Origin of the sequence: Pediococcus cellicola, from assembly GCF_001438655.1 — a bacterium.
Classification (GTDB): Bacteria; Bacillota; Bacilli; order Lactobacillales; family Lactobacillaceae; genus Pediococcus; species Pediococcus cellicola.
Genome location: NZ_JQBR01000006.1, coordinates 66,806 through 79,328, shown reverse-complemented (window position 1 = coordinate 79,328; position 12,523 = coordinate 66,806). Strand labels below are relative to the sequence as shown.

The window sequence follows — 12,523 nt, the reverse complement described above, 5'->3', positions numbered from 1 at the left end:
TTCCTAAATTTCGCCATAAACGAACGGATTGTTCTTTTCAAATTCAGTAAATGTAGGTTGCTTTGCATCCTTTTCAGATGTGATCGCCTGGTCAAAATCAATTGGCCATTTGATTCCTAGTTCAGGTGTCTTGAATGAAAAGCCACCATCAGCTTCTGCATTGTAGTAATTATCACACTTGTACAAGAAGTTAACATCATTGGTTAAGGTCACAAAACCATGGGCAAACCCTTTAGGAACAAGCAACTGTCTATGATTACTTGCAGAAATGATGTAGCCTTCCCATTTTTTATATGTAGGAGACCCCTTTCTAACATCAACGATTAAATCCAAAACAGCACCAGTCACTACTCGGATTAATTTTGTTTGTGCAGCCTTGCCACGCTGAAAATGTAAGCCTCGCAAAACGCCAGCTTGGCTTGAAAGAGATTGATTATCCTGAATAAAATCAAAGTTGATTCCAGCTTCCTTAAAATCACGATCAGAATAGGTTTCTGTAAAGAATCCTCGTTGATCACCAAAAATAGCTGGTTCGATAATTTTGACATCCTGTAAATTGGTTGTGCTAACTTTTAACTTTCCCATTAGTTATCCTCCTGAATTAATCGTAACAAATATTGCCCGTAATCATTTTTCTTCAACGGTTGTGCCAATTTGTAGACCTGATCCTTATCAATGTACCCCATGCGATAGGCGACTTCCTCTAAACAAGCAACTTTCAAATTTTGCCGTTTTTCAACCGTCTCAATGAAACCAGACGCTTCGTGCAATGATTCATGCGTTCCAGTATCTAACCAAGCGTAGCCACGTCCTAATAATTCAACATCAAGCTGTCCGCATTTGAGATATGCTTTATTAATATCTGTAATTTCTAACTCACCTCGAGGAGACGGCTTCAAGTTTTTAGCAATTTCAACTACCTGATTATCATAGAAATACATGCCCGTCACTGCATAATTGCTGGCGGGATGTGCTGGCTTTTCTTCAATCGATTTAACATGATGATTTTTGTCAAATTCAACCACGCCAAAACGTTCTGGATCATTTACTTGATAACCAAAGACGGTAGCTCCCTGCTTCTTCTTAGCTGAACGCTGTACAAGTTCAGATAAACCACTGCCATAATAAATATTATCCCCCAAAATTAAGCAAACCGAATCGTCACCGATAAAATCAGCACCTAGTACGAAGGCTTCAGCCAAGCCGTTTGGCTTCTCCTGAACTTTATAGGAAATACTGAGACCAAGTTGTGAACCATCACCAAATAATTCTTTGAATCTTGGTGTGTCTCGTGGTGTGGAAATCAATAAAATATCTTTGATTCCTGCTAACATCATTGTTGATAGTGGATAGTAGATCATTGGTTTATCATAAATTGGAATTAATTGTTTTGATACTGCTTCAGTTATAGGATACAAACGCGTCCCCGAACCACCTGCTAAAACTATACCTTTCATTTTTCCTCCAGAATTAAAATAAATTTATTTTTTCTTCTCTAAATAATTATAACCCGAAACATCAATGGAAGTATAATGCCACTCTAGAAAATGAGTGTTTAAATAATTATGTGTAAATGATTTATTGAAAAGGGGAAGCCTCTCCCTTATAGCGTCTAAACAAACATCACAGGAGGCTTCCCCATGGTTTACCAAAGAAATCGTCACAGCACCAGGATCTAGATGTTATTTTCAAAAAACAACTAGAATCGCCCGTTAATGAGCTATTACAAAACGAACTTTCTGCATTTTTAGGTTATGAGTCCTACGATAGGAATGGCTTCAATTCAGGGAATTCTCGTAATGGACACTACATGAGAACCTTTAATACAAAATATGGCGAATTGAATCTTACGATTCCCCGTGATCGAAACAGAGAATTTGTTAACCACACATTACCAGCTTATCAACGACGAACAGACCAGTTAGAACAAAACGTCATTCAACTTTATGAAAAGGGAATTACCACTCATGAGATCGCAGGTCTGATGGAAAAGATGTATGGTTCCTATTACATGCCACAGACAGTTTCCACTTTAACTAAGGTAGTTAAAGAACAAGTTGAGGCTTTCAAGAATCGAACGTTATCAGAACGATACACCGTCGTTTATTTAGATGCCACGTTTCTTCCTTACGGCGTGACACGGTTGCCAAAGAAGCAGTTCATATTGCGATTGGCATTCAACCTAATGGTCATAAGGAAGTGCTATCTTACAAGATAGCTCCTACAGAATCTAGTTCTGTGTGGTCTGAAGTATTAGCTGATTTGAAGCACCGTGGCGTGCAATAAACCTTACTTTTTGTGGCCGATGACTTGTTTGGCCTAGAAACTGCCGTTGGTAAATACTATCCAGACGCTGGTATTCAACAATGCCTAGTTCATGTAAGTCGTAATATTTCGCATCATATACGAGTTCATGACCGTAAGGCTGTGTTAAATGATTTTAAGTTAATTCATCGAGCAGCCAATAAACGAATGGCTGAGCACAGCTTAGCCAATTTTATTGATCATTGGTGCAAAGTTACACAAGCATTATTAAAGAGCCAGAAATTACTGGTATGTTTTAATTTCCCGCCGGCTATTCGTTCTAGTATTTATAGTACCAATCTTATCGAATCCTTTAACAAAAAATTTAAGCGACAAACAATGAAACGTGAACAATTTTCCAATGAAGAATCTTTGGAAAGAACCTTAATGACCGTAATTCTTGATTGACCAACGAACACATAAAGGGTTCAACCTAGTTCAAGACACATTAGAATCAATGTGAAGTCCAAAGGTGAGAGGCTTTTTCATTTACACATAAAATTTGACACTCTCGATCTTTGATAACTGCATAGATTAAAGTACATGTATTTTATTTATACCTAGTAGGCTATTGGTAACATCGTTGAGAAAAAAAGATTCTGAAAGACATTTTTGAAGATGTAATTAAAATCATACTGGTGAATAACATTTTACAGGGATTGCTTCCGTTTTTATACCCTTAGTTATCTGGAAAAATCTGCACAAAAATAATGGCAAACAATTCCAAGGTAACAAAATGTTAGAATTATTTGCCATTTTAGCTCGATATAGATCTGATATTGTCTGCGTATCGACACATACTTTAAACTTGCAAGAACATTTTTCAAAAAAATGGAAATAACGAATGCTAATAAAGATTTCATACTTTGAGAGCATAACTAATCAATTCTATAAATTTCCTGCAGATCTGAAATCTCATAGGGCTTAATTATCAAAGCTCTGTCCAAATCATTTCTACATTCAATTCTAATCGGAATAATTTTCTTGTTTTGTTTATAATTTGAACTTTTAGCAAAAAGTAATCTATAATACATTTCGACCTTTTTCGCCTCTTTCGGAAGAGTTCCCCGTTTTAAAATAATGACTAACCTCCTATTCAATAACCCTCCTTGAGAAATTGAAACAATCTTTTGATCAACTTTCTGAAAAAATAGGTAACCGTAAATAAACCTTTTTAACCAAAATAGATTAGATTGACATAAAATCTCTAAAATAGTTTTTTTCCCATTTCGAAAATTATCAATAACATCATACTGAAACATTGGAATAGAAAGAAACATAAGCGGTAAGTTAACAATCCAAGCTATTGCTGTAATGAAGAATCCTGACCAATATGCAACGCTAAGCTCTTGTGGCCAGCTAATTACTGCCCTAAAAATTACATAAACAATTAAAAACATTCCAATGATACTGAGAATTTCGTTAAAGAACTTAAAAACACTGGTAAATCCCTTTTGCTCCGCAACAACCACAATCAGACTTAGGACTACAAGTACCGGGATTAGCAGCATCTCCACACAATACGAAAACGTAAAATTTCCCAATAAGTATTGAAAAAGGGAGCTCAACCCTAGGCTTCCAAATAAGGCATTTCGAAATTTAATGAACTGATAACTTCCCAAAAAAGTCAAAATTGTAAAAAAATCTATTGAATAATCTTTTAACATCCACCAAGACAAATTGTATTGAAAGATTTTCCAACTAAAAAAAATCAGTATAATTATCTGATTAAAAAGAATTATCTTAAATACTGGTTGAGCTAGTAATTCCTTTACTGTTTCAAACATACCAAATACAGATGATCTTAATTTACCATCCAATATACAGAAGATTCCGATCAAAAATATCCAACTTATAATCGCTAATTCTCTAGTGCTCAATTTAAGCCTCTCATAATTACAAATTTCTTAACTCATATCAATAATATACAGTACGGGTTTAAGATTATCTAAAAGTATCATCAGTAAACACCTATATAAATCGAGAATATTCCTCAGAAAAAATTCTAAAAGCCCTTTTTGATTAGCAAACTGTTCACTTCTTTTGCCCTTGAAAATGAGACTTCCGAAATTCGCCTTGTTCCTCAATATTCGATCTTTCATCAAATTCATTGAATTACTCTTTTTTGTATCTTCATCTTCAAACTGCAATAAGTCTCCCAAGCTTTTTCTTATGCTAATTAATATAACTGACATCACATGAATATAGCTTTTCAGTAATTAATATCTTTTTTATCCAAATATGCATAAAAAGGTTCATCAAGGAAGAGATTTGCATTTTTAAAACCCGTAGTAAATAACAACACTAAATAAAGTCTTTTCATTCCACCAACTAGAATTTTACAACAAAGCCACTATTATAATTTATTCATTTTCTTTCACATGAAAATCCTGTTCTGTACCTTTAATTTTTTCAAATTCAACGTAGATCTTTTAAACCGCCTCATTCTTAATTGTCCTATTAACTTCACCATTATTGAATCTTCTGCATCTGGTCCGATTTTTGCTAATCGCAATTCACGTTGACTGGCAAAAAAATTATCTTTAATAAAAATCTGACTTTCAATGTACTTCGCCCTAAAATCATTATTCACATCCTCTTGCATGCAGTCAGTATATCCTATCATTGACCAAGTAAAATCTGGACTTTTTTGATGTGTTTGATATAGAGATTGGTTAAAATCCTTAGCATTCAAAAAGACCGCATCTCTTCCTCATCTTATTTTTTCTAAGTCTTTTGCTACATCTGCTTTTAGCTTATACCAATTATCTTCAATCTTATTAAAATCTCGATCTCTATCCAATAGGGTAAAGCAGGCAATCTGTATTTCATCAATAAATTTATACGAAACTTTTGAACTCACTTCAGTATCTTCGTTAACAAATTTTTGTCTCCAAGTGCCTTCATTTTCATCTCCACGCTGATCATCCTCCAAGTGCTTAAAAAATTTCAATTGTCGCATATATACATTTCCATTTAATACATCTTGAACATACTCTGGTGAAACAAATTTTATTACTAACTGGTTACCTATTTCTAATTTTTCAGGATTTTTAAACAAATTTAGATACGATTCGTCTTTACGCATTTAGTTACCCCTCCTTAAATAATACGTTATCAATTATGCATTAAGTGATCCTAAAAAATAACATTCGAATCAGTAAAATCCGAATGTCGCGTTTTTCATTTATTTTAGTTTCCTGCGTCCACATTATAACTTTGCACACTACTATCAGAACTAGATTTAGTAGCCGATATACTCAATGCAATGTTACCAGTTTTAGCGTGGCTTAAATCAAGATTACTTTTTTAAGTTTGTCACCCGTTGTAATTTACTATTAGCCATCAATTTCATTCTTCGACCATTCACAGTACCATCAGTTCCTTGTAAATGTGACTGTAAAACGGTCTTTCTAGCACCACGATAGTTTTTTGTACAATGGCGGTCAAATCACTAAATGTCAAGTCTGTCTCCATTTGAGCCGAAATAGAATCTAAGAAATTTTTGTAAGAATGATATTGAACCAACCTTACTCACAATTGCCATGATCACTTCGCGCTGACATATTTGACATCCATAATCACCTTGGGGATCATCGTAGCTCATTCGTGAATAAGCCACTATTCATATGTGTAGACTCACCCTTTGTAAAGATATAGCCCTCATACTTAAAACTTATAATAGTCATCATCGTCACGCCGCTAACTATGTTAACTACTTTCTCCATGCCACCCATGTCTATCGCAGCATAAAAAACAATTGGGACATTCAGCGTTTCTTGAACTGACTTAATCGCAGTTCCTGAACTACCAAACACATAAACCACATTAATCGTCGAGGGCGATTCACTTTCGTATCCAGAAATCGTTACGCCTGTATAAGGGAAATACTGGATCTGTCTTGGGATTCATTGTAATTAGCATCATATCGCGTCGGTTCGCCCTTTATATAAACACCCTAATGCGCCAGTATTAGTACCCATCAACAAAATTGAAATGGGACTCTTTTGCTGAAGCACCGCTCTAGCATTACGATTTTTTTAATTTTCTCACTTTGGTAGGTATTATCAGCTGCGTGTTTCAGATGAGCTGCATATATACGCCCCAACGGAAACTACCAGCACTATAATGATCGTCAAGATGAAGTTCCTGACCGTGTGACGCTTCTTTGCCCTTGTATGTTCGTTTCTCATCATTGGTCCCTGTGAATATCTATAGCCATCGTATCCTTATACCCTGTTAAATTCATTAAATATTTGAAATCTTAACTTTTTTCTTATATAAGGTGGCAAAACGCAGCCACCTGAATTGTAAAACGGCCAAGTTGCTGTATATCTGCTCTCAACAGCCTTCTTTTATCTTTCCACCAATTTTCATGCTACGTATACCAATCAATAGTGGTCTGAAGCCTTCTTGCAAAGTCCATAAATTCAGGCTGCCACCCCAGTTCTGGACGCGCAACTTAGTAGAATCAATGGCATAACGCATATCGTGACCTGGACGATCCTTTGTGTTCATGTCTCATGCTTAGATTCTTCTGTAAACCAGCCTACGTCAATTCATGAAATCAACGAAAGTTTCTAAACTCAATTTTTTCGTACTAAATTCATTTTTTTCTAAGAATACTATAATTTCAGCACATATTTAATTGCTTTTACCAATATTTTTGGTTTCAGCACAATTATCAGTATAGAATAACTAACAAGTGATACTAGTGATACACTTATTAATGATAAAAAAATGGAAGAAGATTTCATAACCTGAACTGCAAATTGAGCAAATATGATTGATCCTGCAAATGCAATAAGATATTTTATATTCTCTACAAAAAGCATTTTATACTCAAATGCCGAACGTAACATTCTTACCAAAATAATTACAACAACAAATTCTGAAATTACAGTTGCCACCATTGCTCCTAAAACCCCGTATAACAGAATAAGTGGAATATCTAATATAATGTTCAACATGGATCCAATTATAACTCCAATGTTATACTGACGTACTTGACCCGTGGGAATTAAATATTGATAACCAATAGTGTTACTAACAGCAATAAAAAAGATTACTGCCGCCTCAGTCTGCATCAACTCTCCAACGTTTGCAAATTTATTTCCAAAAAACCATATACAAAACTGAGGAGCATTAACAATCATTAATCCCGTTAATCCAAGTCCAGCAAACACTATAATGTGAAACGAGTTATAAAACGATTCTTTAATTTTTTTTGTTTCCCCATTTGCGAAAAAATGCGTAATGTGCGGTAAAAAGACTGTACTGAAAGAGGTAATTATACCAACAATTACTTTAATAATTTTGTCAGAATTTTCAAAAAAACCAGATGCCTGTACTCCTATCAGTAGTCCTATCAACATCTTACTAATTGGATAATAAATTTGAGTGGCAACTTGGGGAATGAATAAAGAAATTGCTCCTTTAAGATCATTAAAAATATCATGTAATTTGAAAGGAAAAGTAAAGGAAACATGTCGTCTAATACCAAACCACAAAATAACATTTGCAAGAAGTGTAGATCCTGATGAAATAATAATATAAATTAGCGTATCACTAGGAGTTTTTACAAGCAAAAAAATGCAAATAGTAGAGATTAACCGCATGAAAACATTTCTAAGAACTGTTGTTCTAAAAAGTTCAATTCCTTGAAAAAACCAAGTAACATCGACTATTGTCGCAAACAGCGTCAAAGATTGTCCAGCATAAAACATTTGATATTTTTCACTATGAAGCGCAAGCAAAAAATAAATTCCAGTTAAGATCAGTCCAAGAGTAATTTTTATTACTATTAATCTCCAAAATTGGTTGCTCAATTCAATCTTATTGTCACGACTTTCAGCAATCTGTCTTGTACCATACAATCCAATTCCAAGACCCGCAACTAAAACAAAATATTGAGCAAACGAACTTGTATATGCATTTATTCCCACACCAGTTGGTCCTAATACCCTAGAAATATACGGGATAGTAATAAGTGGTAATCCCAACGTGACAAATTGCAATGATAAATTCCACAACAAGTTTTTATATACTTTCATGAATTATAATTATTCTCCCTGTCGCTTCCAAATTAAAGATCTTACCCGATGATATAATACTGCCCTTTTTTTGCTAGTTACTTGTTTTCGCAAAATTGATCCAATTTTTTGTGATAGAGGACGCCTGCTAACCCAAGATGCTGACATAATATGAACAACTGTAGAACACGCATTTGGAAAACCATATGCTTCCAAACCGAGAACATGAATTCCATAAGAGTTAACATGTTCCTTGCCATCAAGCAGAATTCCATGATTATGAATAATTTGACTCATCCAAGTTACATTTGCAATTTTACCAATTGTCTCGGGATTTATTTTGACTAACGAGTCCATATAATCTAACATTTCCTTAACTACCTGAGATCCTTTTACGGCAGATATAACTGCACTGCCAATAATATCATTTTTTTCAAACCCAACCACAAAATTATCATTTTCAAAAAAATCTCGATTAATCGGTTGAATAATATTAACATCTAAGTCAAGATATGTGCCACCAAAATTATATAGTACCCACAATCTAATATAGTCACTTACAAAAGCATATTGTTTTTGTTGCATAGCCTGACAAGTATATTCAAACTTACTTGTATCAAAATTTGACAAAGTCCATACTCTTATTTCACAGTCTGGGCAACTTTTTGCTATATTATTTATTTGTTTTCTTATTCTCCATGAACTTTTCCCCAACCAAATTAAATGAATCGTTTTCGGAATCATAATTTACCTCACTCAAATTTATTTATTTGAAATCACTTACAAAAATAATGATGATGAATACGGAATAATTACATTCCATTCTGGGCGAAACCACATGATTATCAACACATAAGCCATAAAAAACAAAAAAAGAATAATAACCAAAGTGCTTTGTAAAAGCTTATCTTTAATTTTCTTCAACGCATTAGGCAGAGAAAAAACCGAAAACATAGAAAAATAATAAACTAATCGACTAATCATTACAAATTTTAAAGAAATAATACTAAAAAGTATGCCAATAAAAATAATCATATTATAAGAATTTTCAAAGTCGAAATTTTGCAATGATTTATCATTTTTTTGATAAGAATAATTGATTACTTGCATAAATATAAATATCAAAATTAAAATACATATATTAACCACTATTGATAGTTTATCAGTTCCCTGCGTCATTCCCGCTTCCGTATATGATTCAAATCGGCTAAAAATTTGCGAAAACGATTCAGTTATGGTTTGAAACAACGACAGAGCAATAACGGTCACTACTGCTAAAGCAATTTCAACTTTAACAGTCAATTTTACGGAACTAATCAAATAATAAAGCAAAAAAACAATAGCAGATATATGAAAAGTAGTTGCAATAATAACCATAATTACTGCTAAAAATTTTTTTCCCTTAACAAACAACAAATAGCTAACAAGAACCAATCCCATTGCTAGGGTTTGACGGAGATTAGTCATCGCAAACGTAAAAATTCTCAATCCAAAAAAAATCGCAAAACTTAGAAAAATGTTTGTTGACAACTTTTTTATTGACCAAAACCAACAAAATAGAAATATAAAAGCTGAAGTGAAAAGCATTATTACGTAATTTGTAGAAAATAAATGTAAGAATGACAAATATTTTAAAAAACCAATTTCAAACCGACTGGAAAAAAAATCACTCCAATGTATAGGAAAAGTTCCAATAGAGTTATACAAATTTACATACGTCGGAGTATCGCTTCCAACAGTATAATTCCGAAACCCTAAAATAAATAATAAAATTAAAAAAACTAAAAAAAGTAAAATTTGTCTAAGGTTTTCAGGAGAAAAATATTGCGCAATCAAAGTTAATATAGATATCAAGAAAAATGTTCCGACATAAAAGATCATAACATTACCTCTTTTTCATAGTTGCAGCGTAGTAGCTACTCAATTCATACTTTGTTTGCGAAATATCATATCCATGTTGCTTAATTTTTAAATATGCTTCTATTCTATTGTTCGGTTTACTAATACAATATTCAATGTTTTTTTGCCATTGATATAAATTCTTTTTTGCAATTCCTTCAAAAACAACTTTTCCTGAAATATCAATGGTCGAATCAATTCTTTTTGAAACAACTAGAGGAAGTCCATTACTTTGTGCTTCAATTGCAACCATAGGAAATCCCTCACTTAAAGAAGGTAAAATCAAAACATCAAATGCGTTATAAAATTTCTGTACATTTTCTACTCTACCAATTAATTGTACATTTTTAATGTTTTTTTGTTTTATTAAATTAACTATCTTTTGCCTTTCATTTCCATCTCCCACAATCATAAACTGTATTTTGGTATCCCTCATGTTCTCTGCAATTTGTAATATATAAGTTACATTTTTAATTTTTGATAAAGTTCCCACGTATCCCACGACAATCTTTTTTTCAACGTTATACTTCTTTCTCATTCTTTCTCTGGTTTTTATTTCAAATTTAAAATAATTAGCATCAATGCCATTTTTTATAACCGTGAAAAACTTTTTCCCATAATTTACTCGTCCAGCTAATTCACCGCAAGCCAAAAAATCTGTCGTAAAAAAAAGAGCAATCTTTACAAGCAGAGCGTTTCTAATTTCCTTAACAAAAGAATCACTATAACGTACATTGTGTGCGTGATATATTCTAATTTTTATACCGAATAAAGTTGCAAAAATCATATGTGGAAGTACTACTGCAGGACTATGCACATGAACAATATCATAATACTCAGCATTTTTTTTATAAAAATCATAAGTTTGTTTCCAGTAGGAGAACATTTCATGTGCATTCAAAGCTGGAAAAGAAAAAACCTTACCTCCTTTTTCCTCAATAAACTTATTAAAGCCACTTTTTTTACTTGGAGAATCAATTACATCAAAAACAATGTTAGTAGAATTATCAATATTGTTTTTGATGAACGTGCCCACACCACCCACAGGTTCTCTTCCTAAAACTTGTAAAACTCGTATTGTCAAAATTTAATTCCTACTCTTTCCAATATTTTTTCTGAATTATGCCCCTTACTATCATACTGATTAAAAACTTTATTGGCCTCTACACGTTCTTTTATCCAATTATCTTTATCGTTAGCAACATCTTGAAAAAAGTTGATTAAACTATTTTTCGAAACTATTTTTGTGCCGATAAACATCTTTTTAGGATCTTCACTAATGAAACCTCTATCTTTTTTATAGCTATTAAAATCGTCGATAATATAACCAATTGGTCGGTTTAACAGAAGAAAATCCAATGCAACAGATGAATAGTCGGTCAACATTGCATCCATCGTTCCAATTAATTTGTACAAATCAATTTTTTTGCCACTTAATATATTGTCCGTAATAACATGAATATTTGACATACTATCAGGGAATGCAAATTTTTGTTTTTCTAAAGGATGCGGTTTAAAATACACCATGATATTCAATTTATGCAATAAATTGTTCAAGCTTTTCCACTCACCTTTGGTAAAAGAATAAATAAAACTTTTCCGTCTAACATTTTCGTCACGATAAGTTGGCATCCAAATAACTTTTTTACCATACTTGTTTTGCTTATTCACTTTGAATAATTGATCATTTCTGGGACTTCCGTACCTTAACAACTGGTTATTCTTCGCTTTAAATGCTGCACTCATTATTGGTTCATACTTTTTAGAACTAACAAGAAGATAATTAAAAAAATTATAATCCTTATTATTTCCTTTCTCTATATTCCCAATTTTTTTTAAAGGAATTCCATGCCATAAATTCACTACAACTTGATTTCTATTTGGTTTTATTGGATATTTACCAAAGCAATAGAAAAAAAATTTCGATGTGAAAAAGTAATATAGTCCGGTATATAGACCAACGTATTTAACTCCTGGAATCCTTCTAAGCTCCATAAAATCATTTGAAACACAAATTATTTGATAATTTTTATTAATTTCTTTTTTAATTATAAAGTCATATAAAGCCTTCACATTATCTCGAAAACCCAAATTTGCATATAAAACAATACGGTCTTTTTTTTTGGGGACTCTAGCGTTGAGCCAAGTAAGTAATTTAAAAATAAGTGTCATAATTCCCCCAATCCCCTTTTAACGTCCAATTCTAGTGTTTTTTATTATTTTCTCTTAATTCCAAGCATTTAACATTCGATGGTATAGCACCAAAGGTACTTTTCAAATTAATTAAC

The 12,523-nt window shown here is 32.7% G+C and carries 11 protein-coding genes and 1 pseudogene; 1 reads left to right on the top strand and 11 read right to left on the bottom strand.

Annotated elements, in window-relative coordinates; genetic code table 11:
- Nucleotides 1-3: 3 nt before the first annotated feature.
- Together rfbC and rfbA are read right to left on the bottom strand one after the other, a co-directional pair.
- Nucleotides 4-585 carry a dTDP-4-dehydrorhamnose 3,5-epimerase gene (gene rfbC, locus IV80_RS06670; RefSeq protein ID WP_057751339.1) on the bottom strand — a complete coding sequence of 194 codons (582 nt, stop codon included), beginning with the start codon at nucleotides 583-585 and terminating at the stop codon, nucleotides 4-6.
- Nucleotides 585-1,457 carry a glucose-1-phosphate thymidylyltransferase RfbA gene (gene rfbA, locus IV80_RS06665; RefSeq protein WP_057751337.1) on the bottom strand — a complete coding sequence of 291 codons (873 nt, stop codon included), beginning with the start codon at nucleotides 1,455-1,457 and terminating at the stop codon, nucleotides 585-587. The genes rfbC and rfbA overlap by 1 nt, the downstream gene beginning before the upstream one ends.
- A gap of 227 nt (nucleotides 1,458-1,684) precedes the next feature.
- Between rfbA and IV80_RS06660 the strand changes: the two are divergent.
- A pseudogene (locus tag IV80_RS06660) lies at nucleotides 1,685-2,767 on the top strand (IS256 family transposase).
- A 415-nt stretch (nucleotides 2,768-3,182) separates the two neighbouring features.
- Here IV80_RS06660 and IV80_RS06655 read toward each other — a convergent pair.
- The 9 genes from IV80_RS06655 to IV80_RS06610 form a co-directional block, all read right to left on the bottom strand.
- Nucleotides 3,183-4,184 (bottom strand): hypothetical protein, encoded by a 1,002-nt coding sequence (locus IV80_RS06655; RefSeq protein WP_057751334.1) that lies wholly within the window; start codon nucleotides 4,182-4,184, stop codon nucleotides 3,183-3,185.
- A gap of 497 nt (nucleotides 4,185-4,681) precedes the next feature.
- Nucleotides 4,682-4,999 (bottom strand): hypothetical protein, encoded by a 318-nt coding sequence (locus IV80_RS06645; protein ID WP_057751329.1) that lies wholly within the window; start codon nucleotides 4,997-4,999, stop codon nucleotides 4,682-4,684.
- A gap of 18 nt (nucleotides 5,000-5,017) precedes the next feature.
- Nucleotides 5,018-5,392 carry a hypothetical protein gene (locus IV80_RS06640; RefSeq protein WP_057751327.1) on the bottom strand — a complete coding sequence of 125 codons (375 nt, stop codon included), beginning with the start codon at nucleotides 5,390-5,392 and terminating at the stop codon, nucleotides 5,018-5,020.
- 505 nt (nucleotides 5,393-5,897) lie between these two features.
- Nucleotides 5,898-6,122 (bottom strand): LCP family glycopolymer transferase, encoded by a 225-nt coding sequence (locus IV80_RS10245; RefSeq protein ID WP_307723485.1) that lies wholly within the window; start codon nucleotides 6,120-6,122, stop codon nucleotides 5,898-5,900.
- Between the two features lie 807 nt (nucleotides 6,123-6,929).
- Entirely contained in the window at nucleotides 6,930-8,357 is a 1,428-nt protein-coding gene (locus tag IV80_RS06630; protein WP_057751324.1) for an oligosaccharide flippase family protein, read from the bottom strand.
- A gap of 9 nt (nucleotides 8,358-8,366) precedes the next feature.
- Nucleotides 8,367-9,080: a glycosyltransferase family 32 protein gene (locus tag IV80_RS06625; protein ID WP_057751321.1), complete on the bottom strand. Its 714-nt coding sequence runs from the start codon at nucleotides 9,078-9,080 to the stop codon at nucleotides 8,367-8,369.
- Between the two features lie 36 nt (nucleotides 9,081-9,116).
- On the bottom strand, nucleotides 9,117-10,217 hold the full coding sequence (locus IV80_RS06620) for an EpsG family protein (protein WP_057751318.1): 1,101 nt from the start codon (nucleotides 10,215-10,217) through the stop codon (nucleotides 9,117-9,119).
- Nucleotides 10,218-10,221: 4 nt separating this feature from the next.
- The gene (locus IV80_RS06615; protein WP_147186339.1) at nucleotides 10,222-11,319 is read right to left on the bottom strand and encodes a glycosyltransferase; all 1,098 of its coding nucleotides are present in this window, start codon (nucleotides 11,317-11,319) and stop codon (nucleotides 10,222-10,224) included.
- Nucleotides 11,316-12,407, bottom strand: a complete 1,092-nt coding sequence (locus IV80_RS06610) for a CDP-glycerol glycerophosphotransferase family protein (protein ID WP_057751311.1) — start codon at nucleotides 12,405-12,407, stop codon at nucleotides 11,316-11,318. Before IV80_RS06610 ends, IV80_RS06615 begins: the two co-directional genes overlap by 4 nt.
- Between the last annotated feature and the right edge of the window lie 116 nt (nucleotides 12,408-12,523).

Coding starts and splice junctions, on each gene's coding strand:
- IV80_RS06610 (WP_057751311.1), bottom strand. CDS start 12,407: ATGACACTTATTTTTAAATTACTTACTTGGCTCAACGCTAGAGTCCCC.
- IV80_RS06640 (WP_057751327.1), bottom strand. CDS start 5,392: ATGCGTAAAGACGAATCGTATCTAAATTTGTTTAAAAATCCTGAAAAA.
- rfbC (WP_057751339.1), bottom strand. CDS start 585: ATGGGAAAGTTAAAAGTTAGCACAACCAATTTACAGGATGTCAAAATT.
- IV80_RS06620 (WP_057751318.1), bottom strand. CDS start 10,217: ATGATCTTTTATGTCGGAACATTTTTCTTGATATCTATATTAACTTTG.
- rfbA (WP_057751337.1), bottom strand. CDS start 1,457: ATGAAAGGTATAGTTTTAGCAGGTGGTTCGGGGACGCGTTTGTATCCT.
- IV80_RS06625 (WP_057751321.1), bottom strand. CDS start 9,080: ATGATTCCGAAAACGATTCATTTAATTTGGTTGGGGAAAAGTTCATGG.
- IV80_RS06630 (WP_057751324.1), bottom strand. CDS start 8,357: ATGAAAGTATATAAAAACTTGTTGTGGAATTTATCATTGCAATTTGTC.